21 protein-coding genes are annotated in these 21092 nt (G+C 54.1%); 11 read left to right on the forward strand and 10 right to left on the reverse strand.

The genetic code is table 11. The features are described from left to right. Nucleotides 1–236 precede the first annotated feature (236 nt). A complete protein-coding gene (locus OQ371_RS17835; protein ID WP_265989548.1) occupies nt 237–1583 on the reverse strand; it encodes a D-arabinono-1,4-lactone oxidase in 1347 nt (448 codons plus the stop codon). A gap of 131 nt (nt 1584–1714) precedes the next feature. Here OQ371_RS17835 and OQ371_RS17840 point away from each other — a divergent pair, with 131 nt between their 5' ends. Together OQ371_RS17840 and OQ371_RS17845 are read left to right on the forward strand one after the other, a co-directional pair. Beyond that, nucleotides 1715–1897: a hypothetical protein gene (locus OQ371_RS17840; RefSeq protein ID WP_265989549.1), complete on the forward strand. Its 183-nt coding sequence runs from the start codon at nt 1715–1717 to the stop codon at nt 1895–1897. Between the two features lie 134 nt (nt 1898–2031). Then, on the forward strand, nt 2032–3390 hold the full coding sequence (locus OQ371_RS17845; protein WP_265989550.1) for a M24 family metallopeptidase: 1359 nt from the start codon (nt 2032–2034) through the stop codon (nt 3388–3390). Between the two features lie 696 nt (nt 3391–4086). Here the strand turns inward: OQ371_RS17845 and fbaA are convergent. After that, nucleotides 4087–5166, reverse strand: a complete 1080-nt coding sequence (gene fbaA / locus OQ371_RS17850; protein ID WP_265989551.1) for a class II fructose-bisphosphate aldolase — start codon at nt 5164–5166, stop codon at nt 4087–4089. A gap of 210 nt (nt 5167–5376) precedes the next feature. On the opposite strand from fbaA, the gene OQ371_RS17855 reads away from it, so the two are divergent. From OQ371_RS17855 to OQ371_RS17865, 3 genes are all read left to right on the forward strand, one after another. Continuing rightward, nucleotides 5377–6996 carry a tannase/feruloyl esterase family alpha/beta hydrolase gene (locus OQ371_RS17855; protein ID WP_265989552.1) on the forward strand — a complete coding sequence of 540 codons (1620 nt, stop codon included), beginning with the start codon at nt 5377–5379 and terminating at the stop codon, nt 6994–6996. A 113-nt stretch (nt 6997–7109) separates the two neighbouring features. Then, complete coding sequence (locus OQ371_RS17860; RefSeq protein WP_265989553.1) at nt 7110–7652, forward strand: MOSC domain-containing protein; 543 nt, start codon at nt 7110–7112, stop codon at nt 7650–7652. Between the two features lie 149 nt (nt 7653–7801). Further along, nucleotides 7802–8158, forward strand: coding sequence for a hypothetical protein (locus OQ371_RS17865; protein ID WP_265989554.1), 357 nt, complete (start codon nt 7802–7804; stop codon nt 8156–8158). A 112-nt stretch (nt 8159–8270) separates the two neighbouring features. Here OQ371_RS17865 and OQ371_RS17870 read toward each other — a convergent pair whose 3' ends face one another. After that, the gene (locus OQ371_RS17870) at nt 8271–8453 is read right to left on the reverse strand and encodes a hypothetical protein (RefSeq protein ID WP_265989555.1); all 183 of its coding nucleotides are present in this window, start codon (nt 8451–8453) and stop codon (nt 8271–8273) included. A 170-nt stretch (nt 8454–8623) separates the two neighbouring features. Then, nucleotides 8624–9037: a hypothetical protein gene (locus OQ371_RS17875; protein WP_265989556.1), complete on the reverse strand. Its 414-nt coding sequence runs from the start codon at nt 9035–9037 to the stop codon at nt 8624–8626. A gap of 285 nt (nt 9038–9322) precedes the next feature. On the opposite strand from OQ371_RS17875, the gene OQ371_RS17880 reads away from it, so the two are divergent. Next, the gene (locus tag OQ371_RS17880) at nt 9323–10066 is read left to right on the forward strand and encodes a class I SAM-dependent methyltransferase (protein ID WP_265989557.1); all 744 of its coding nucleotides are present in this window, start codon (nt 9323–9325) and stop codon (nt 10064–10066) included. A 44-nt stretch (nt 10067–10110) separates the two neighbouring features. Here OQ371_RS17880 and OQ371_RS17885 read toward each other — a convergent pair whose 3' ends face one another. From OQ371_RS17885 to OQ371_RS17900, 4 genes are all read right to left on the reverse strand, one after another. Next, nucleotides 10111–10599, reverse strand: coding sequence for an outer membrane beta-barrel protein (locus tag OQ371_RS17885; RefSeq protein WP_265989558.1), 489 nt, complete (start codon nt 10597–10599; stop codon nt 10111–10113). A gap of 251 nt (nt 10600–10850) precedes the next feature. Continuing rightward, nucleotides 10851–11537: an HAD family hydrolase gene (locus tag OQ371_RS17890; RefSeq protein ID WP_265989560.1), complete on the reverse strand. Its 687-nt coding sequence runs from the start codon at nt 11535–11537 to the stop codon at nt 10851–10853. A 12-nt stretch (nt 11538–11549) separates the two neighbouring features. Next, nucleotides 11550–11936 carry a VOC family protein gene (locus tag OQ371_RS17895; protein WP_265989561.1) on the reverse strand — a complete coding sequence of 129 codons (387 nt, stop codon included), beginning with the start codon at nt 11934–11936 and terminating at the stop codon, nt 11550–11552. After that, the gene (locus OQ371_RS17900) at nt 11933–13126 is read right to left on the reverse strand and encodes an MFS transporter (protein WP_265989562.1); all 1194 of its coding nucleotides are present in this window, start codon (nt 13124–13126) and stop codon (nt 11933–11935) included. The genes OQ371_RS17895 and OQ371_RS17900 overlap by 4 nt, the downstream gene beginning before the upstream one ends. Before the next feature lie 131 nt (nt 13127–13257). Between OQ371_RS17900 and OQ371_RS17905 the strand changes: the two genes are divergently transcribed. Together OQ371_RS17905 and OQ371_RS17910 are read left to right on the forward strand one after the other, a co-directional pair. After that, nucleotides 13258–14106 (forward strand): AraC family transcriptional regulator, encoded by an 849-nt coding sequence (locus OQ371_RS17905; protein ID WP_265989563.1) that lies wholly within the window; start codon nt 13258–13260, stop codon nt 14104–14106. Between the two features lie 78 nt (nt 14107–14184). Continuing rightward, the gene (locus tag OQ371_RS17910) at nt 14185–15063 is read left to right on the forward strand and encodes an SDR family oxidoreductase (protein ID WP_265989564.1); all 879 of its coding nucleotides are present in this window, start codon (nt 14185–14187) and stop codon (nt 15061–15063) included. Between the two features lie 16 nt (nt 15064–15079). Here OQ371_RS17910 and OQ371_RS17915 read toward each other — a convergent pair whose 3' ends face one another. Beyond that, complete coding sequence (locus OQ371_RS17915; RefSeq protein WP_265989565.1) at nt 15080–17182, reverse strand: outer membrane protein assembly factor BamB family protein; 2103 nt, start codon at nt 17180–17182, stop codon at nt 15080–15082. Nucleotides 17183–17295: 113 nt separating this feature from the next. On the opposite strand from OQ371_RS17915, the gene OQ371_RS17920 reads away from it, so the two are divergent. The 3 genes from OQ371_RS17920 to OQ371_RS17930 all read left to right on the forward strand — a co-directional run bounded on the left by OQ371_RS17920 (nt 17296) and on the right by OQ371_RS17930 (nt 20828). Beyond that, on the forward strand, nt 17296–18672 hold the full coding sequence (locus OQ371_RS17920; RefSeq protein WP_265989567.1) for an L-serine ammonia-lyase: 1377 nt from the start codon (nt 17296–17298) through the stop codon (nt 18670–18672). A gap of 225 nt (nt 18673–18897) precedes the next feature. Then, complete coding sequence (locus tag OQ371_RS17925) at nt 18898–20022, forward strand: sensor histidine kinase (RefSeq protein ID WP_265989568.1); 1125 nt, start codon at nt 18898–18900, stop codon at nt 20020–20022. Next, nucleotides 20019–20828, forward strand: coding sequence for a LytR/AlgR family response regulator transcription factor (locus OQ371_RS17930; RefSeq protein ID WP_265989569.1), 810 nt, complete (start codon nt 20019–20021; stop codon nt 20826–20828). The genes OQ371_RS17925 and OQ371_RS17930 overlap by 4 nt, the downstream gene beginning before the upstream one ends. Before the next feature lie 92 nt (nt 20829–20920). Here the strand turns inward: OQ371_RS17930 and OQ371_RS17935 are convergent, their stop codons facing one another. Further along, nucleotides 20921–21079, reverse strand: a complete 159-nt coding sequence (locus OQ371_RS17935) for a hypothetical protein (protein WP_265989570.1) — start codon at nt 21077–21079, stop codon at nt 20921–20923. Between the last annotated feature and the right edge of the window lie 13 nt (nt 21080–21092).

Below are 21092 nucleotides of genomic sequence, written 5' to 3' on the forward strand. Positions count from 1 at the left end.
GGGCTTAGTAGAGAAAGTAATTAATGGTAGTTGGTTTAGTTAACGATTCACTTTGTAATCTTGACACCCCGTCTAGACCGTTGGCTGAATCACTCGCTGATCGTCTGCGGTTTGATGCGGGGTCAGAGGTACGAAAGTACAAAAAAACAACGGATGTCCGTGGGGTGAAGAAGTCCCAATGCGGGCGGGGTCCGAAGCCCCGAACGGCCCACCGATACACCTTTAGGACCGGTTTTTCAGGACCGGCCAAAAATGTTTTTGTCTAAAAACGCGTTCCGGAATTTGCCTTTGGGGTCGTATTCGGTCAGCATTTTGCGGAAATCGGGCAGCTTGGTGTACCGCTCCTGAAGCTGGGCTGGGGTGATGGAAAAGAGCTTGCCCCAATGAGGCCGGGCTCCAAAAGGTGCCAGTTCCTTTTCGATCATCGGCAGAACTTTCCGGACCGAGTTCCAGTCGGGTTTCCAGGTGAAGTGAATGGCTACCGAGCGCTGTTTGTAGCACGGACTCATCCAGAAGTCGTCGGCTTCGATGGTACGGATTTCCGAAATGAACAGGTGCGGGCTGATGTGGTCGCGGAGCCGCTCAACGGCCAGAATCGCTTCGACCGCGTTGCGGTAAGGCACAAAAAACTCCGATTGCAGCTCTTTCCCGCTGCTGGGCGTGAAGCCCATGCGAAAGTGGGGCAGCCGTTCGTACCACGGGCCGGGAACGCCCATTTGTTCGGTGCAGTTGACGGCCGAAAGCTCGGCGATGGGGTGCAGGTTCTTTTTGGCGAGCTGGGCCCCGTAAAATTCCGGTTTTGGTGCCGGCGATTGCCCTTTTTCAAGGCGTTCTTTCAGCCAGACTTCGTTGACGCGACCTTTCTGCCAATCGGTAAACAGGCTGACGCTGTAGGCACTCGATTCAATAGCTTCGAAGTGATCTTTAAGCTGGCTCATCGGCAGATTTACGTAAACGAACTGCCGCATTTTATACGTCGGCTGCACATCCAGTGTAACTTTCGTAACCACGCCCAACCCGCCCAGGTGGACGACGGCCGCCCGGAAGTCTTCGCCGTCTTTTCGGGACAGCGTCCGCACCTCGCCGTTGGCCAGCACGATTTCCATAGCCGCCACCGCCGTCGATAAATTGCCGTTTTTAAAGCCCGAACCGTGGGTGGCCGTTGCACAGGCCCCGGCGATGGAAATGTGCGGCAAGGAAGCCAGATTGTGCAGCGCAAATCCTTTGCTGTCGAGGTAGGTGGCCAGGTTACCGTATTTCATGTTGGCATCTACCGTGACGGTTTTGGCCTGGGTGTCCAGGCTATGAACCTTCGTCATGTCCACCAGCGAGATCATCTGGTGGGAGCTGTCGGCAATCCCGTTGAAGCAGTGGCGGGTTCCCAGGACCTTCAGTTTATCGTACTTTTTAACCAGATTTTGGGTCTCTTGCAGGGATTTGGCCGGGTACAGGCGGTTGGTACTATAGGCGTAGTTACCCGCCCAGTTTAAGAGTTTTTTATCGTCCATCCAGGTTTCGAGGGAGGGAAGCACCGGCGTTGCCAGCAGGGTGGAAGAGATTTTTAGAAAAGTTCGTTTTTTCATGGGTTCGGAATAGGTTACCGGCTGTGCCGGAAAATAAACTTCTTCGCCAATATACCAGAATAAAAAATGGAGTGCAGATCTTGGGTACAGTATGGTGAAAATTTAAACACGACTCAACGCAAAATTCCTCCATGAAACTAACGGTAGAAACAACGCAGAAAGAACTCGAAGTGGTCAACACCACGCTGACCCGGCTGATTAATGAACTAAAAGGGCAACCGGTGACGCTGGAAAGGTGGGGCCTGAACCAGATCGACCTGGGTCGGATCGAGCGGTTTCGCGATGCCCTTCGTTCAGCACCGGTAAGTGAATAACCGCTGACCGGGCCCCGCCAGCCGCCGTTTTTAGTTTTTAAACGGTAAAGCGGACTGGTACCGCCGGAAATTTGATCGAAACGGTAATCCATGCGGAACTTACGTTATTTTAGCAATTGATAACGTTTGCGCCCATGAATCACCGTTTCCTTTTTCTGCTGCTCCTTCTTTTTTCTGCCTCCAGTTTATCGGCCCAGCCGCTTTCCCCGACGGTCGTTCTGAATGAACGCGAACGGGCCCGGGTGGTCGATGAAATTCTGGAAGACCGCTTCATCAACCTGTTGCCGCAGTTGATGCGCCGGGAGGGCATCGATATGTGGGTGCTTATTTCGCGGGAATACAACGAAGATCCGGTCCTGAAAACGATGCTGCCCAGCACCTGGCTTTCGGCGCGACGCCGGACCATCCTGGTTTTCTTCGATCCCGGCGCGGGAAAGGAACTGGAAAAGCTGGCCATTGCCCGGTATGATGTTGGAACGCTGCTGAAAGGCGCCTGGGACATTGACGTGCGGCCGAATCAGTGGGATGCGCTGGTCAAAACAATTCAGGACCGCAAACCGAAAAAGATCGGCTTGAATTTCTCCAAAAATTACGCCCATGCCGACGGCCTGACGTTTACCGAGCGCAGTGAATTCATGGAAAAATTACCGCTAGATTATCAGAAACGACTGGTTTCGGCGGAAAAGCTGTCGGTGGGCTGGCTGGAAACACGCACGGAAAAAGAGATGGTGATCTATCCGCTCATTTGTCGGTTGTCGCATCAGATCATTCAGGAAGGTTTCTCCGAGCAGGTCATCCAACCCGGCGTGACGACCACCGACGACGTGGTCTGGTGGTTCCGTCAGCGAATTACGGAACTGGGTCTGGAAACCTGGTTTCACCCGACGGTGGACGTGCAAAGGGCCGATTCACCGGAATTTGAACACCTGCGGACGTTTTCCAAGCAACCTTCCGGACAGGTTATCCGGCCCGGCGACCTGCTCCACGTCGATTTCGGGATTACGTACCTGCGACTCAACACCGATCAACAGCAACATGCGTACGTTCTCAAACCGGGCGAAACCGAGGTACCGGAGAGCATTCGCCGGGCCTTCCGGCAGGGAAACCGTCTGCAGGACATTTTGACGGAACGGTTCAAGGCCGGCAAAACCGGGAATCAACTGCTGCTGGAAGCGCTGGAACAAGCCAAAAAAGAAGGCATTCGGGGGACGATTTACACCCATCCGATTGGCGTTCACGGCCACGCGGCCGGCCCGACCATCGGGATGTGGGATCAGCAGCAGGGCGTTCCCGGTTCCGGCGATTATCCGCTGTTTGCCAATACCGCCTATTCCATTGAACTGAATGCCGCCGTTGAGATTCCGGAGTGGAAGAAAACCGTCCGCATCATGCTGGAAGAAGACGGTTTTTTTGATGGCACTGCGTTTCGCTACATCGACGGTCGACAATCGGACGTATTGACCATTCCGCGGAAGCTAGCGCATGTAAAATGAAAATGAAGCTGTCTTTAAATGGTAAATAACAGACAAGATTATGAGGGGTTGGCTAACAATGTTTATAAAAGTTATCGTCATTTTTTGAGAATTAGTGAATGGTCAATCCTCTCCGATTTTAATGAATTTTTTCCGGCAGCCCTGACATCGATAGGAGCGGTGAGGCACAAAAAATAAAAGCGTTCGGGTCAGCAACGATCGGGGAATGCGCTCGGCGGCCGCTTCGTTTCGCCCGCAGTGAGGACAGGTCTTTTCGGTGGTAAACCGGCGGGAAAGAAACATAATGTTCAGTCCACCAGATAATAGAGATAAAGCTTTCATGAGCACGTTTCGTGGGTTGTACCCTTGAAGATACTGTACTCGCTACAAATAAGGCCACTGATTACAAATTATTACCAATACATTCTTGGTTAGTTTTTATAAATTCGTAATTCTGTTCAAAAACCTGCTTGGGAGATGGAGATCAAAGGCAATAATTATTTTGTAAATGGGTAAAGGATGCGCTGAGTCGATGTTAATAATCAGACATCGAAACGTGTTTATTTTCTCTAGATGATGCGGCCGACTTGCTCAACTCCTACGGATACATGCTGTTAAGGCCGTTTCGAGTAGCTCCATTTTACTTGCCTAATAAAAAAGGTTACGAGCCTCACGACCCGTAACCCCTTCAACGTTTAATTCTTAACGCATCACTGCTTACGCCAACCGGTTGATGCAGTTCAAATCTTCGAACGCTACTTTCAGCCGTTGAACCACGCTTTCTTCGGCTTTGCGCAGCCAAACGCGCGGATCGTAGTATTTTTTGTTCGGTGCATCGGCGCCGGTCGGGTTACCGAGTTGGCCTTGCAGGTAATCTTTATTCGCTTCGTAATAATTCCTCACACCGTCCCAGGTAGCCCACTGAATATCCGTGTCGATGTTCATTTTGATGGCTCCGTACCGGATGGCTTCCCGGATTTCCTCGCGGCTCGATCCTGAACCGCCGTGGAATACAAAGTTCACCGGTAGCGGACCCGTACTGAATTTCTCCTGAATGTAATCCTGCGAGTTTTTCAGAATGATCGGCGACAGCTTCACGTTACCCGGTTTGTAAACCCCGTGTACGTTTCCGAAAGCCGCAGCGATGGTGAAGTTTGGCGAAATTTTCGACAGTTCTTCGTAAGCAAACGCTACTTCCGAGGGTTGGGTATACAGTTTTGAATCGTCAACGTCGGAGTTATCAACGCCGTCTTCCTCGCCACCCGTCACCCCGAGTTCGATTTCCAGCGTCATGCCCATTTTCGACATCCGCTCGAAGTATTTCGCGCAGATTTCCAGGTTTTCTTCGATTGATTCTTCAGACAAGTCGATCATGTGCGAGCTGAACAGCGGTTTGCCCGTCTGATCGAAGTGTTTTTCACCGGCATCCAGCAGCCCGTCGATCCAGGGCAGCAGCTTCTTGGCGCAGTGGTCGGTGTGCAGAATCACGGGAACACCGTAGAGTTCGGCCACGTGATGAACGTGCAGGGCTCCGGAAATTGAGCCGGCAATAGCTGCCTGCTGGTTGGCGTTGGACAGGGTCTTGCCCGCATAGAATATACCACCACCATTCGAAAATTGAATGATAACCGGCGAATTGACGGCTTTAGCCGTTTCCAGCACAGCATTGACGGAATTAGTACCGACGACATTCACGGCCGGAAGGGCGTAATCATTTTCGTTGGCGTGACGAAAAATTTCGCTGACGCCTTCGCCGGTTACGACACCGGGCTTAAATCGGGTGGCTACTTCGCTCATAGTCAATAGGAAAAAATAGATTAATGCAAGAAAAAATTAACTGATTCTGAGATGGCTCTTAACCAATGAATTCCGCGTGCAAATTACAATTTATTTTATGGTTATTGCACAGAGTGGAGCGGAGGATAGCAGAGATTATCCGAGAAAAATGCCGCTTTCCCTGTGTGAACTTTTGACAGGCCCCGTTTATCCTTAACCCGCATTAGCCGGATGCACAGAAAAAAATACGTTCTGCTGACCTTCTTTCTGCTTTCCTTTTTCCGTTCGTCCACCGCTCAGGATTGCGATTGCCAACGTCTTGCCAGCCAGGCGTTTCCGAATGCGATCGTGACAACGGCCGAGTGTGTGGCCGTGGGCGCTTTTCGAATACCGGGGAGTAACCACGTGGTCCCGGATCTGCCCGCCTTTTGCCGGGTGGCCGCTACGCTCAAACCCGTACCCGAGTCGAACATCCACATCGAAGTCTGGCTGCCCAGCACGGGTTGGAACGGGCGGTTTCTGGGGACGGGCAACGGGGGCGGGGCCGGTAACATCGGCTATTCGGCGCTGATCAACGGGTTGAAGCGCGGATTTGCCACCGCCAATACCGATATGGGAACCGCACCCACCGCCAACGAAGCCGTGGGGCACCCCGAGCGCTGGGTCGATTTCGGACACCGGGCCACGCACGAGATGACGGTAACGGGCAAAGCCATTACGCAGGCGTATTACCGGAAGCCGTTCCACCACGCGTATTTTGCGGGTTGCTCGACGGGCGGGCAGCAGGCCCTCATGGAAGCCCAGCGGTATCCGGAAGATTACGACGGGATACTGGCCGGCGCCCCCGCCAACAACCGCACGCACCTGCACACGGGCTTTGTCTGGAACTTGAAAGTGACCAACCAGTTTCCGGGGGGCGCGTTTCTACCGAAAGAAAAACTGACGCTGATCACCAACGCCGTCCTTAAAGCGTGCGCGGGCAAGGACGGCGGGGCGCCCGGCGATAACTTTCTGACCGACCCCCGCGCCTGCCGGTTTGATCCGGAAACGTTGCCCCGTTGTCCGGACGGGGTGGACGACGGCACCTGTCTCACGGCGGCCCAGCGAACGGCGTTGCAAAAAATATACGCCGGACCGACCAATCCGCGTACGGGCGAACGGCTGTATACCCCCATTCCCCTAGGTAGTGAAGCAATCGCATCCGGTCTGGAAATGCAGCAAAATCCGAAGCAGGCTCCCAATTCGCTGTTTTACCAGTACAAGTGGGTGTTTGGACCCAACTTCGATTACGCTTCGTTCGACTTTGACCGCGATCAGGACAAAATGGATTCCGTACTCGCTCCGATCCTCAACGCGAATGATCCGGATTTAAGGCCGTTGAAAAAACGCGGTGGCAAACTGCTGATGTACGCCGGAACCGCCGATCCGCTAGTTCCCTACCAGGATGCACTGGCCTACTACGAGCGGGTGGTAAAAGCGCAGGGCGGCCTGAAGCCAACGCAGGAATTTTTCCGGTTTTTTCTGATTCCGGGCATGGCGCATTGCGGTGGAGGGCCGGGCCTGAACGACTGCGGGCAAAACCTGGCGCTGAACGTTCCGCAGGATCGGGCGCACGATGTTCTGACGGCCCTGATCAATTGGGTGGAACAGGGCACCGGCCCCGATCAGTTGGTGGCAACGGCTTACCAAAACGAGCTTCCGGCCAACGGCGTACGGTTTCGGCGGCCTGTCTATCCGTACCCAAAGCTGCCCAGATACATCAAAGGTGACCCGAACCTGCCAACCAGCTATCGGGGTGTGGCCTATCCCAAAAGAACGGTTTTGACGCCCGCCGGGAAGTACCTCCGGTAAGGGTTTTGCCATTGCGTCATTCCGGATAGCGGTGGCCGGGCGGGCCGGATAACATTTCCTTTTGCCATTGGTTAAACTTGTACCTATTTTTCTGCCTACTAAACAAAAAAGTTGTGGAAGCGCCCTTGAAACAATTGCTGGAAGTGTTCCCCCGGTCCGGCCGGGTTGAGTGGATCGGGATCCGACCGATTCGAAAAGCCCCCCTTCAATCGGTATCGGAAGTGGACGTATCGGAGAAAAACGGCCTGATCGGAGATCATTACAGCGGCCGGAGCGGCAACCGGCACGTGACCCTGATTCAGGCGGAACACCTGCCCGTAGTGGCCTCCCTAACCGGGCACGACTCCGTTGATCCCGGCTTGCTGCGGAGAAACATCGTTGTTTCGAAACTGAACCTGCTGGCGCTGAAAGACCACAAAATCCAGATCGGGGATTCGGTTATTCTGGAAATCACGGGTTACTGCCATCCCTGTTCCCGCATGGAAACCAACCTGGGGCCGGGCGGTTACAACGCCATGCGCGGCCACGGCGGTCTGACGGCCCGGGTGGTGCAGGGCGGTACCATCGAGGTAGGCGATGACATCACGGTGTTGCCAGCTGATCAGCCGGTATCAGACGGTTTACCCACTCCCGAAACCGGATCGGCATACCAGTGACGATTCCGCGAACTCACTAAGCGCCGAAGCTCATCGAGAGGGCCTGAGCAGGAGGGGCGGCTCGGCAAGGGGTTGTTCCCCGGCTTATCCTGTAAGAGGGGCCGCGATCGCTCAAGGAGACCGATCGCGGCCGCTTAACGAACGGATTCATGAAGATTTCACTATACCCCGGAGAATTTTTTGGCTTGGTTGAATTTCTGCGCGTTCGGATAGAAAGTGCCCTGACCTTGTCAATTCACGAACGAACCATCTACGAGCAAGTCCTGATTGAGTATTGGGAGAAAGGCAATATCGGCAAGAGTGCTATTGCCTGGGGGCTGCGCAGCCCCCGACAACGCTACCGTTTTTCCGTCCCGATCAGCGTCATGCGGATTCTTCATCAGGAGATGCAGCACTATGACCTTTCAATGTACGGCCAGGCTTTTCTGGCCAGGCTGGATCAGGAACTGATCAACAATTCCGATCGGCAGTACCAGCTTATTCGGGGTAAAACACGAATCAAGTAATTCCGCCGGTCGGCCGGGATTGTCAATAAGCACCGTTTTCGGGACGAAGCTTACTAACCACGCCCTGTTGAAGGATTGACGAAAAAGCCCGTGATTGAAACAATAAGCAACTTTACGGCAGAAGCTTCCGGACTTTATCCGTGATCCGCTCATTTTTGCTGAGCAGCTTTTGCAGCCTCTCGGAGAGCAGAACGTTTTGGCTGTGTAAGAGCTGGATGCGTTCCTTCAATTCCTGACACTGCTGCTGGTAGTGTCGAAGGGTACGGTTGTTTTCCTCGTGATTAAACGGAGTCATGGTCGGCTGGTTAGGGAGAAACTAGACCGACAGCTTAGACCACAGGGGGCGGAAAAGAGACTCAGCGTGAACTGATTAGGATGGGGCGGTAAAACAGTGCGCCCGTTAATAATTGTTTAACAGACTGACCGATTAAAAAGTTTAAATTTTCAGAAGCCAGCTTTCCGGAATTAGCTTTTCAATAGTTGAATTTTTTCCTCAATACGATCCATTCGTGCGAAGAGTCTATCCGCTTTTCGCTTCCAGTTTTTTTTTTCTTCTTCAACTCGTTTGGCGGTTTGCATCGCGTAGGAAACGTTGCCTTGAAGCCGAATAACCCGGGCGGTAGTATAGTGATAATCCCAAACCCGAACGGCCAAAACTTCCTGATATTGCTCTTCGATTTGCAACATGCCCTGCGCAAAGGCCGGCCCCCTGAAAGCATCCAGCGGTAATTCCGTTCGGTTACCATTTTTTTCAATTAGAAGGGCGGAATGAACGTTTTTTCCACTGGCCAGAAAGGCATTGAGTGTATCTAAGCCCACTTCGATTGTTGCGCAGAGACAGAAGGTTTTAAAATCAGCAAACGTAATGTGAAACATCATATTGATAGCCCTTAGGGTAGAACAAATCAACAGCTATCTAATGAGGTTTATGGCATTTCTAATTAATTGTAAGGGAATGGCCCATTAGCTGGACGTGTTTTAACTCCTAACGGCAACAAAATTGATAAGAATAAGGGGAGGTAATCCTCACCAAGCGTCTGCAAATTGAGTTAATCCATGTCGGTTAATAGATGGTATCTGGAAAAATTTATTTCGTCTGTTTATTGGATAAGCGTTGATACGTATCTTAGCGGGCCATTATTTAGCCCGCTAACCCTATTCCATATGACGATTTCCAGGGATGATGTTGTCCGGAAAATACACGAGATGTATCCCGGGGATGGTTATACGCTTTATCATGCTCAACGCTACGCAACGCTGCTAGATTTATTAAATCGCTTTGCAAATCCTCAATCGAGCTTGCTTGATATCGGCGTTTCCAGATTCACCGAAATAGTGAGAAATCATTTTGATCGTCCCGTCGATACACTTGGATTTGACAAAGAAGGACCAACTCGCTATGGTAATCATTATTTTTTTAATTTGAATGATTGCCAGTTTCCCGATCGTTATCGGAAAGATTTGCCGCAGTATGGAGCCATTGTAATGGCGGAAGTACTTGAGCACCTATACACATCGCCGTTACTGGTTTATCCGTTTTTAAAGTCAATATTAAAGCCCAACGGAATCCTGATTGTGCAGACCCCCAATGCCGTAGCAATTCATAAGCGGATTAAAATGATTCTCGGGAAAAATCCGTATGAGTTAATCCGAATTCAACATGATAATCCAGGGCATTTTCGGGAATATACGGCTGAAGAATTGTTCGACTATGGTGAACAGGTAGGACTGCCACCCACGCACATTTCTTTCAACAATTATTTTGATTATCGGTACCGCCCAGTCGGTGGAGAGCATCCATCGACTCCTATGCAGAAATGGGAATACCTGAATAAACTCTTTGATATGATGCCCAGGGGCTTTCGTCCCGGACTGACTGTTGTCTACCAAAATCGTCTCGCAGGCTAGGAAGAGTACACGTACTTTATTTCGATTTCCTTTAAGCTGACTGCTTAGCTCAACCCGGCAGACAACAGGACATTTCGATTAAAGAAAAAGGCCACTCCGGCACTCGGCGTCAGATTATCGTCGTACCCTTTGGATACGGACTCGTTAGCCGGATTCGGATCACTCCACTTTGTGTAATTCCAGTTGTAGGTATAGCCAAGGCCAACAAAAGGTTTGACATTGACATTTCCGACATAGTACTGGATGCTTGGACCGATCCCAACGCTTCGACTGAAGTAGCTTGCGCTGTATCCCAAGTCTGAATTGTTCACCGTGACGGGCACAACGACGCCAATGGACAAGTTTTTGACCAGAAAATAGCCCACCGATGGCGTCAGACTGACCGTAAAATTATTTCCCAAATCGTTTTTCATTTTTCGATACGCCAGATCACCCACCTGAGCGCCCACGAGCCAGCGCCCTTTTTCGGTTTGAGCTACCGCATTTGAAAGAAAGGCCAGGAACAGAAGGGCCGTGACATAGACCGTCCGCATAGTTTTTACTTTTGTGAGGTGTGAAACTATCCCAATAGTAGCAAATCTTATGAATTAATTTCAATAGGTAAATGAATTTAAGGTTGCTAGTTGTGTAAATAAAACAGTCCATGCTTTCGGGGCATGGACTGATGTAGAAAATGGTCGGCGTTACCGGGGTATAGCTAAAACGAAGCGGAGCTGTAGGCCCAACTCCTCCGAAATGCCCAAAATCTGGGATCGGACGGAGTTTCCGCCACCGGCTTTTGCAATTAACTCTTAAGCTTTGAAAGGCCCGAGGCAAACCAGGAGGGAATTGCGATGGGAACCTGTAGCTCCGTAAAATCCCGGACTACCTCGTTGGCGCCCGCCTGGAGAAGTTTCTCCGGCGATTCCGTCGTTGCCAGCCCCACCACGTAGGCACCCGCGCTGCTGGCCGCCCGGATTCCGGTTGTCGAATCCTCAAAAATGACGCTTTCCTGCGGCTCAACGCCTAAAAAGCGCATGGCTTGCTGGTAAATTTCCGGATCAGGTTTGGGACGGGTGACCTTGCTTTCATCGAGCAGCACGTCAAAATACGACCGCAAATTCAGCGCATCCATGACAAAATCCAGGTTCTCGACCGGGGCCGACGTGCCGACCGCCGTACGAATACCGGCCTTCCGCAGTTTTTGCAGAAATTCGGGCAAACCGGCAACGGGCGAGATGTCGGGCCGGTATAAATCCCGGAACAGCGATTCTTTTTCCGCGGCCAGTTGACGGGCTTCGTCCGGAGAGAGCGTCCGGTCGGCAAACAGGTGGCGGAGGATGTCGTCGTTGTGCTTGCCCGAAACGTAATGGACAAAATCATCGTCGGTCAACGGTTTGCCGTAGCGTTCAAAATACCGGCGCCAGGCCAGGCGGTGGTGCGGATTGGTGTCGACAATAACCCCATCCATATCAAAAATTGCAGCTTTCATCGTGTTTTTTGGTTAAACGGTGATCTCAATCCGGTTATTTTCCGGGTCGAGAACCACACTTTCATAATAGCCGTCACCGGTCGTTCGCGGCCCATCGATCCGCGCATATCCGTCCGTATTCAACCGTCGGGTAAGCGCATCGACCCGCTCCGGGCTACCCACCGACAGGGCAAAATGGATCAGCCCGGTTCGTTGCGCCAGCGGGTCACTGGTATCATCGGGCACGTCCGGCCGGTGCATCAACTCCAGTTGACAACCTGCACCGAACGAAAGAAAATAGGAGCGGAACTGCTTCGTCGGATTGTGGTACAAAGGCGAAGCGGTTGCGCCGAAATACGTTTCATAAAAGACCCGCATGCGTTCCAGGTCACGCGTCCAGATGGCCAGGTGAGCAATCATAGGGTCAGTTTGCGGGTTAGAACCGCCGAAATCAGCAGAATACCGGCCACGAGTCCGAAACCGTAGGCCAGTCCGTACGCTTCGGCCACAAAACCGATGACGGGAGGGCCCGCCAGAAAACCGATGAAACTAAACGTCGCGAACGTGGCCAGACCGGTCGCTGCCGGAATCCCGGCTACGTGCATGGAAGCTTTGTAAAGAATCGGTGCGCCCAGCGAACAACCCGCGCCCAGCAGGGCGAAACCCGTCAGCGCAACCACGGGAATGGGAACGGCAATGGCCAGCAGCAAACCGGAAGCTGCCACCAGGCTGCCTATTCCCAGAATCCGCTTTACTCCGATGCGCGGTATAACGGCGTCGCCAATAAAGCGGCCGAGCGTCATCACCAGCGAAAAACAACCAAAGCCCAGCGCGGCTATCTGGCTGGAAGCCCCCGTGGCTTCGTGAAGATAAACGGCGCTCCAGTCGAGGGCGGCCCCTTCGCCCATTGCCACCCCCAGGCCAATGATGATCATCAGCAGTAACATCATGTTGGGACGCACAAAAGCGGCCGAGGATTCGGTGGGCGGTTGCGCCGGGATTGTTTTCAGGATGGGCCGGAGTGTAAACGTGAGCAGAACCAGCGCCAGCGTCATGCCCAGCATGTGCAGGGACGGCGATACGTGTAGGGCAATACAAATCCCGGCCAGGATCGAACCGACCATGCCACCCAGGCTCCACATGCCGTGGCAGGAAGACATAATCAGGATGTTGTGTTCGCGCTCGACATCGGCCGCGCTGGTGTTCATGGCCACATTGAGCAAGGCCGCACTCAGCCCCACAAAGAACAAACCGACGGCCATCAGGGCGACGTTGGGTGCATTAATCGGAATCAGCGTACTCAGGCACAGGACCAGCGCGCTGAGAAAGCAGGTGCGGGCGGCCCCAAGCCGGGCGATAATCCAGCCCGTGAAGGGGTTCATGAGCAGCAGACCCACCGGCATCGCAAAGAGCACCATGCCCAGCCCGGCGTCGGTCAGGTGGAGTTTCTGTTTAACGTGGGGAATGTGCGCCACCCAGCCACCCAGCAGCAGGCTTTCGGTCGTGAAAACCAGACCAACGGCCCGGGCGTGCGGATGCGTAAAGAACGTTAGGAGGCTGCCAAACAGCGATGGCGTGGAAGGGACTTTTTCGTCGATGGTTACATTCATGACCGTTTCTTATGATAGGGCAAAAGTAAGACGGTTTTTTGAGTTGGTTTTTGGTTTAATTACCTTATTTTGGTGCTCTGTTGATGTTCTTTACTCAAACGAGGGCAATGAAATGTTAATAGCGCATCTGTATGAAGCCACAGTTTGAGAAAATTGAGCCCGAGTTTGGCAGTTCGTTCCGGCTGATTCATCACACCGAGCCGGATAGCTGCTGGGTGTATTGGCATTACCATCCCGAGTACGAAATTGTTTATATTCCGCGGGGTAACGGAAAGCGGCACATCGGCCACCACATTTCCACGTACGAAGACGGCGAACTGGTTTTTCTGGGCCCCAACCTGCCGCACCTGAATTTCAGCCACGGTATTGTGGGCGATTTTGAAGAGATCGTCGTGCAGTTGCGCGAAGATTTTTTAGGCAAGGACTTTCTGCAACGGCCTGAGCTGGCCGCTATCCGGCGGTTGTTCGAGCGGGCCCACCGGGGCATATCGTTTTCGGGAGAAACCAAGCGACGGGTGGGGCAGCAGGTGGCCTCGCTGGTGAGCTTACCTCCGTTTGATCGCATGATGACCCTGCTGACGATCTTCCAGCGCCTGGCCGTTTCAACCGAATACCAGCTACTCAATGCCGATAGCGTCAGTCTGGACCTTAACGGCCGGGAGCAGGAGCGCATCAACCGCATTTACGGCTTTGTCGAAACGCACTACGGGCAACCGATTGAGATTCAGCAGGTGGCTTCGCTCGCTAACATGACGGTTCCGGCTTTCTGCCGGTATTTCAAAAAAATGACCCAGATGACCTTCACCGACTTTGTTAACGAATTTCGGATCACCCAGGCCCGTAAACTCCTGACCGGCGACCGCAGCATCGGTGATGTCTGTTACGAAAGCGGCTTCAATAACCTTTCCCATTTCAATAAAGTTTTCAAGCAACGAACGGGCCAGACGCCGGGTGAATACCGCCGGGCGCTGGCCGTTTAAAAGTGGGCCGTCGTTTCGTTTTCTTACAATTTTTTGCCCGTGGGAAGGGAGAACTTTGTCGCATCAATCTTAGCAATCATGACAAATTCAACCTCACCTTCCATTCTCCTTACCGGAGCCACCGGCACGATCGGTTCCGAACTCGCCCGGCAGTTAGCCGCCAAAGGTGTCGCATTTCGTGTGATGGTTCGGTCACTGGAAAAAGCCCGATCGTTGCCCCATCTTGCCGGAGCCGAATTAGTTGCGGGCGACTTTACTGATGCGGCAAGTGTCGCCCGGGCCCTCGACGGCATGGAGCGGGCTTTTCTGCTGACTAACTCGTCGGAGCAGGCCGAGTCGTTGCAAATCGGGTTTGTTGCCCTCGCCCGGCGGGCCGGGGTGCGGCATATTGTCAACGTTTCGCAATTGGCGGCCAGCCTGGATTCGCCGGTTCGTTTTCTACGGTATCATGCCTCCGTTGAACAAAAAATAAGGGAGTCGGGGCTGGCGTACACCGTTCTTCGACCTAATTTATTCATGCAGGCTCTGCTGGGTTTTCGCGATCCAATCATAAATCAGGGCCAGTTTTTCGCCACGGCGGGGGAGGCCGCCGTCAGTGTGGTAGACGTTCGGGACATTGCCGCCGTAGCCGCCGAAACCCTGACCGGCCGCGGGCACGAAGGCAAAACCTACGACCTCACCGGTCCCGAAGCGTTGACGCATCCGCAACTGGCCGCCCAGCTTTCCGAAGGGCTGAATCGTCCGATCCAGTACGTTGATGTTCCGCCGTCCGCCCTGCGTCAGGCTCTGTTGTCGGTCGGTTTTCCTGAATGGCAGGCCGACGGTTTATTAGAGGATTATGCGCATTACGCCCGCGGTGAAGCCTCCGCAGTTTCCTCCGCCATAATGGAGGTAACCGGCCAGCCGCCCCGTAATTTTCGAGGCTTCGTGCGGGAGTATGCGGCAGCGTTTTCGTAAACTGGCGGAGCTGCTATTACGGCAGGGCAAACGCGACGTAACTATCGCCTTTCTTCGTGCCCAGTTTGGTGCCTCCGCAGGCGATGACAATGTACTGCTTGCCGTTTACTTCGTAGGTGCTGGGCGTGGCGTACCCAGCCGCCGGAAGTTCGGTTTGCCATAATACGTTACCGGTTTTCTTGTCGATCACCCGGAACATACCGTCCTTGCTGGCGGCAATGAACAGCAATCCGCTGGCCGTGACCACCGGACCGCCGTAACTCTCGGCCCCGGTTTGCGGAATGCCTCTGGCGGTCAGTTCTTTCAGTTCGCCAAACGGTTTTTGCCAAAGGTGTTCACCGGTATTGAGGTTGATGGCCGTCAGCGTTCCCCAGGGTGGGCGGATGCCGGGATAGCCCTTATTGTCGAGGAATTTCGTGTATCCGTTGAATTTGTAGGGTACGTACGGTTCTTTGCTGCCGGGTTTGGCCGAACTCGCTTCCACTTTTTCATCCCCGAACAAAAACGCCACCAGCGCCTGCTTTTCGATCTCGGTCAGTCGCGTAAAACCCGGCATCATGCCTTTGCCCGTCGTGATCGTTTTGTGAACAAAATCACGGTCCCGGCGCTGGCCGATGTTGACCAGCGAGGGGTAGCCGCTGGTGGGATTGCCTTTGCGGTCGGGGCGGTGGCAAACCGAGCAGTTGACCGTGTAAAGCCGTTCGCCGGGGCTGAGGTGCGCCAGTTCCTCGTCTTTAGGCGTATCGCGCAGGCTTAGCAGCCAGGCCATTTCGTTGGCGTTTACGTACATAATACCGTCGGGATCAACGGCAGCACCACCCCATTCGGCCCCACCGTCTAGGCCCGGATACACGAGCGTCGGTGTTTTGCCCAGCGGCTGGAACGGACCCACTTTGGCGCGTCGGTAAGCGGCCAGCAGCGAATCCCGGTTCTCGGCGTATGGGCTCAGATCGGCTTCGGAAATGGTCTGGCGGGCAAATGGGGCCGGTTTTGTCGGAACGGGCTGGGTCGGCCAGGTGGGTTCGTCGGGCAACTCTGATTTCGGATAAGGTACTTCCTTAATCGGAAACAACGGTTTTCCCGTCACCCGGTCAAACACAAACACGTGGCCGGTTTTGGTCACCTGCGCTACGGCATCAACGGTTTTGCCGTTCATCCGTAAGGTCACCAGATTGGGGGGAGCGGGCAGGTCGCGGTCCCAGATGTCGTGGTGAACAAACTGGTAGTGCCAGAGCCGTTTACCGGTTTTGGCATCCAGCGCCAGCAGGCAGTTGGCAAACAGGTTCTGCCCCTTGCGGTTCCCGCCGTAAAAGTCGAAAGCTGCCGAGCCGGTGGGTACGTATACAATGCCGCGCTTGCGGTCGATGGACATGCCGGACCAGTTGTTGGCCCCGCCAACGTTAGTGTTTTTGTAGGTATCCTTCGGCCAGGTGTCGTAACCAAACTCGCCGGGGTTCGGGATCGTCCGGAATACCCAGGCAATCTGGCCCGTCCGGACGTTAAACGCCTGAATGTACCCCAGGGCCGCATCGGACCCTTCGGAAAGCCGCAGCGGCATGATAATCAAGTCGCCGAATAGGGTGCCGGGGGTGTTCGAAATCACAAATTTATCGGCTGCGGTGGGCCCCAGTCCGGCTTTCAGGCTGGCTTTTCCGTGGGTACCAAAGCCGGGAATCAGCACGCCCGTCCGGGCGTCGACGGCGCAGAGTGAAGCGCCCGAGCCAAACAGAATGCGCTTGTCGTCCTTGTCGCTCCAGTACGTGACGCCCCGCAGGGTGTTGACGCCCCCTTTGCTGGATTCATTATACCGCCATTTTTCCTGACCCGTGGCCGCATCCAGCGCAAACACCTGATTAGAAGCCGTAACGCCGTACAGCGTGCCGTCGACGATGATGGAATTGCACTGCACCTGCCCGGAGTCTTTGGAGTGGTATTCCCAGGCAACCCGTAATTTACTGACGTTGGAAGCGTTGATCTGGTCGAGTGGAGAGTAGTGGTTGCGGTCGGGGCCACCCAGGTATTCGGGCCATTCGCGGGAGGTGGGCGTTTCGGTTGTCCATCGTGCCGCCGTAAACAGCGCAGCCGACAAAAAAAGGGTCGGCAAAAGCAATCGTTTCATTCGGTTTAGGAAAAGCTTAAGTGGGTTTCACTAGCTTTGTCCTACCGTTGGTTGCGACAATCGGCTAATGAACCAGAAAGATACAACCTGAATACCATTCCTGCCCAACATTCATGAATAATTCGCCCATTACCACGTCCCTTTTTGACCTCTTTAAAGTGGGTCCGGGACCGTCGAGTTCGCACACCATTGGACCCATGAAGGCGGCTTTCGACTTTCTGGAGCGGTTGCGTCACCTGCCCGAATCAACCCTGCAAACGGCGGATTCTATTCACATTTATCTGTACGGTTCGCTGAGTGCAACCGGCAAAGGCCACGGAACCGACCGCGCCCTGGTGGCTGGACTGCTGGGTTGGCAACCCGAATCGACCGACCCGGTGGCTTTGCTGGCGTTGTTGAAAGATCCGGCCGTAACCTATCCAGTGCAGGTAGGCGAACGGGAGTTTGCCCTGGGCGTTGAACACATTCATTTTGAGCGAAAAAAATACGAGTCGCCGTACGCCAATACCGTGGTTTTCCGGCTGACGAAAGGCGATGCTACGCTTTTCGAACAGGAATATTACTCGATTGGGGGCGGTTTTATTCTGCGAAAAGGTGAAGAGGCTGCGGAGAAACCAGCGTCCGAAATACCGTATCCGTACCGGACCATGAAAGAATTGAAAACCCGGCTGTACGACCACCAACTGACGCTGGAGCAACTCATGCTGGCGAACGAAATGGCGTTGACGGGTTGGTCGGCCAAGGACATCAATAACCGCATCGACCTGATCCTGGACTTTATGCACAAAGCCGTCCGGCGTGGACTGCGGCACAAAGGAACGCTGCCGGGTTCGATCAAATTGCGCCGGAAAGCGCCGGTGCTCTACCAGCAGGCGCGGGGCCTGGCGCAGTCGTCGGATAGCTTTCTGATTTTCCTCAATGCGTATTGTCTGGCGGCTTCGGAGGAAAACGCGGCTGGGGGCATTGTCGTGACGGCTCCCACGTCCGGCGCGTCGGGGGTTATTCCGGGGTTGACGTACCTGGCCCGCAACCATTTTCACTACGATAAAGCCACCCTGCGCAGAGGCATGTGGGCGGCTGCGGCTGTCGGTTTTCTGGTGAAGCACAACGCCAGCATTTCCGGGGCCGAGATGGGGTGTATGGGCGAAATCGGCACGGCATCGGCCATGGGCGCGGCTTTTCTGACCTACTGCGCGGGCCAGCCTATTGACGCCGTGGAGGCAGCCGCTGAAATCGGCATTGAGCACCACCTCGGCATGACCTGCGATCCCATCGGCGGGTACGTTCAGATTCCCTGCATCGAGCGGAATGCGATGGGGGCGGTGAAAGCCTACAACGCCTTTTTGCTGGCCACCGCCGGAACGCCCGCCAACCAGAAAATTTCGCTCGATGCCGTCATTAAGGTCATGAAAGCTACCGGGCGCGACATGTCTACCAAATACAAAGAAACCTCCGAAGCCGGTCTGGCACTCAGCGCAACGGAGTGCTAAGACGATCCGGATCGCCACCCAACCCCTGGCGGGGTTGCGACAGACGGGGCGGGGGAGCTGAGGACTCCGCCCGCCAAACGCCGGGTTCCGGTGTCCAAAAACCGTATTCTGCAACTTTCTTTTTTCTTTCCGGAAGCGGAGTCTGAACTTCGTAATTCAAGCAGACTTGGGTCTCAACCCATTGACCGTTAACTTACGGGCGGAGGTTGAGCAACGTAACGGAATATGAATTCAAAAACCACTTACCGGCTTTCCACCCGCCAGATTGCCCAACTGGCGCTGAGTGTGCTGGTGATTTATTACCCCATCCTGCTGTACGTCAACCTGCCGGAACGAACCTGGCTGTTTGTGCTGCAATCACTCCCGTTTTTGCTGGGGCAGGGGGTGGTCACGTTTGCGCTCTATTTTGCCTGGATTTACATCACCGAAATTGTGCTGGACTGGACGGCCAACCGATTCGGGGAGGAGTTTCTGGTGGACTTTAAGCTACGGACCCAGTTCCTGGCGCTGCTGATTGCGATTACGGCCAGCCTGGGCCTGAATGTGGTCGGGGATTACGCCCGGCGCGAAGTGCTGCGGTTTATTCCGCGACCGGTTCCGGCAATGGCCCGAAATGAGCAGGTACCAAATTCCCATCCGCCGAGGCATGGGCGCTGGGAGTTCTTCGAACGGTCGAATAACGGCCTGACCATCGTGATCATGCTGTCGATTTTCTACCTGTCGGCCAATCGCCGGGCCAACCGTCGGCTGAAGGATGTGCAGATTCGGGCGGAGCGGCTGGAAAAAGAAGCCGTACTGACGCAGTTTGCGGCCCTGAAAAACCAGATTAGTCCCCATTTCCTGTTCAATAGCCTTAGCATCCTGTCGTCGCTGGTGCACGTTGACGCCGACCTGTCGGAGCAGTTTATCGACCAGCTTTCGCGGGCGTACCGGTATATTCTGGAGCAGAAAGACAACGACAAGGTGCGGCTGAAAACCGAGCTGGACTTTATCCGGTCTTACACGTTTTTGCTTAAAATCCGGTTTGAGGAAAGTTTCGATGTGCGGATCGACGTACCCGAAACCGTGGTCGAACGCTATTACATGGCCCCGCTGACCTTGCAGTTGCTGGTCGAAAATGCCGTCAAACACAACCGGATGAGCCCCGAGCTGCCACAACACGTTTATATTCAGACCGAGGGTGAGTACTTGGTGGTGCACAACCGCATCCAGCCCCGCGAACAACTCGAACATTCGACGGGTTTGGGCTTACAAAATATCATCAACCGCTACGCCCTCCTGACCGACCAGCCCGTGTGGGTGGGCGAGCAGGACGGTTCATTTGTGGTTAAAATCCCCCTGATTCCATGAATGTCGTTATTCTTGAAGATGAACGCCTGACGGCCCAGCGGCTGGAAAGCCTGCTGCACCGCTACGATTCCGAAATCCGCATCCTGGCCGTTCTGCCGTCGGTCGAAAAAGCCGTGGCGTGGTTCTCGGAGCCGCAGCCGGCGAAGACCGATCTAATTTTTATGGACATCCACTTGCAGGACGGACTGGCATTCCGGGTCATCGAGCAGGTGAAGCTGACGACGCCCATCATTTTCACCACGGCTTTCGATGAGTATGTGATTCAGGCGTTTAAAGTCAACAGCATCGATTACCTGCTCAAACCGCTGAACTACGACGAGCTGGTGGCGGCCATTACGAAATTCAAGGCGCTGCGGGAACAGTTCGCCCAACCCGCGCAACCTGCTCCCGCGCAGCCCGCTCCTCCGCTGGTGGCTCCGGATATGGACGCCCTGGTGCGGATGCTGGGGGCATTCAAGGAAACAACCTACAAAGACCGGTTCATGATTACCGTCGGCTCAAAAGTCCGGAGTGTGGAGACGAGCGAAATCGCTTATTTCTTCCTCGACGAACGCATGGCTTTTCTGGTCACCCGAGACGGCTCGACGCTGCCGGTGGACTACAGCCTGGACAAGCTGACCACGCTCCTGAATCCCAAACAGTTTTTCCGCGTCAGTCGGCAATTTCTGGTGTCGTTGCCGGCCATTCAGACCATCCAGATGTATTCGGCGGGCAAATGGAAGCTTGATCTGCTGCCGAAACCCCGACTCGAAGTGTTTGTCAGCGGGGATCGTCTGGCGGATTTGAAGGAGTGGCTCGGCAAGTAACTATTCTCAACCAATGAAGCCAAGACCGTACGTAGGGGTACTGGACCTGCATCGCAGCAAAACCCGGCACGATTTGCTGGGTTTTGCTGCTTTTATTTTTGTTTGTCCGCCAGCCAATTGGTAACAATTGAAAGGGGCCAGAAAATGGTAGACACAATTGCCTTATTCCAGTTCGGTTTGCCCGGAGCGCGCAGGGCTTTTCCGCAGTAATAGGCCAGGACAACGCCCGATATAATCCACGCAAGTGCCATGTTGTGAATGGTT

It is taken from the genome of Larkinella insperata (assembly GCF_026248825.1).
Taxonomy (GTDB): Bacteria; Bacteroidota; Bacteroidia; order Cytophagales; family Spirosomataceae; genus Larkinella; species Larkinella insperata.

Bases quoted from the DNA above. Each gene is read 5' to 3' on its own strand.
- OQ371_RS17835 (WP_265989548.1), bottom strand. From the start codon at position 1,583: ATGAAAAAACGAACTTTTCTAAAAATCTCTTCCACCCTGCTGGCAACG.
- OQ371_RS17840 (WP_265989549.1), top strand. From the start codon at position 1,715: ATGAAACTAACGGTAGAAACAACGCAGAAAGAACTCGAAGTGGTCAAC.
- OQ371_RS17845 (WP_265989550.1), top strand. From the start codon at position 2,032: ATGAATCACCGTTTCCTTTTTCTGCTGCTCCTTCTTTTTTCTGCCTCC.
- fbaA (WP_265989551.1), bottom strand. From the start codon at position 5,166: ATGAGCGAAGTAGCCACCCGATTTAAGCCCGGTGTCGTAACCGGCGAA.
- OQ371_RS17855 (WP_265989552.1), top strand. From the start codon at position 5,377: ATGCACAGAAAAAAATACGTTCTGCTGACCTTCTTTCTGCTTTCCTTT.
- OQ371_RS17865 (WP_265989554.1), top strand. From the start codon at position 7,802: ATGAAGATTTCACTATACCCCGGAGAATTTTTTGGCTTGGTTGAATTT.
- OQ371_RS17870 (WP_265989555.1), bottom strand. From the start codon at position 8,453: ATGACTCCGTTTAATCACGAGGAAAACAACCGTACCCTTCGACACTAC.
- OQ371_RS17875 (WP_265989556.1), bottom strand. From the start codon at position 9,037: ATGATGTTTCACATTACGTTTGCTGATTTTAAAACCTTCTGTCTCTGC.
- OQ371_RS17880 (WP_265989557.1), top strand. From the start codon at position 9,323: ATGACGATTTCCAGGGATGATGTTGTCCGGAAAATACACGAGATGTAT.
- OQ371_RS17885 (WP_265989558.1), bottom strand. From the start codon at position 10,599: ATGCGGACGGTCTATGTCACGGCCCTTCTGTTCCTGGCCTTTCTTTCA.
- OQ371_RS17890 (WP_265989560.1), bottom strand. From the start codon at position 11,537: ATGAAAGCTGCAATTTTTGATATGGATGGGGTTATTGTCGACACCAAT.
- OQ371_RS17895 (WP_265989561.1), bottom strand. From the start codon at position 11,936: ATGATTGCTCACCTGGCCATCTGGACGCGTGACCTGGAACGCATGCGG.
- OQ371_RS17900 (WP_265989562.1), bottom strand. From the start codon at position 13,126: ATGAATGTAACCATCGACGAAAAAGTCCCTTCCACGCCATCGCTGTTT.
- OQ371_RS17905 (WP_265989563.1), top strand. From the start codon at position 13,258: ATGAAGCCACAGTTTGAGAAAATTGAGCCCGAGTTTGGCAGTTCGTTC.
- OQ371_RS17910 (WP_265989564.1), top strand. From the start codon at position 14,185: ATGACAAATTCAACCTCACCTTCCATTCTCCTTACCGGAGCCACCGGC.
- OQ371_RS17915 (WP_265989565.1), bottom strand. From the start codon at position 17,182: ATGAAACGATTGCTTTTGCCGACCCTTTTTTTGTCGGCTGCGCTGTTT.
- OQ371_RS17920 (WP_265989567.1), top strand. From the start codon at position 17,296: ATGAATAATTCGCCCATTACCACGTCCCTTTTTGACCTCTTTAAAGTG.
- OQ371_RS17925 (WP_265989568.1), top strand. From the start codon at position 18,898: ATGAATTCAAAAACCACTTACCGGCTTTCCACCCGCCAGATTGCCCAA.
- OQ371_RS17930 (WP_265989569.1), top strand. From the start codon at position 20,019: ATGAATGTCGTTATTCTTGAAGATGAACGCCTGACGGCCCAGCGGCTG.
- OQ371_RS17935 (WP_265989570.1), bottom strand. From the start codon at position 21,079: ATGGCACTTGCGTGGATTATATCGGGCGTTGTCCTGGCCTATTACTGC.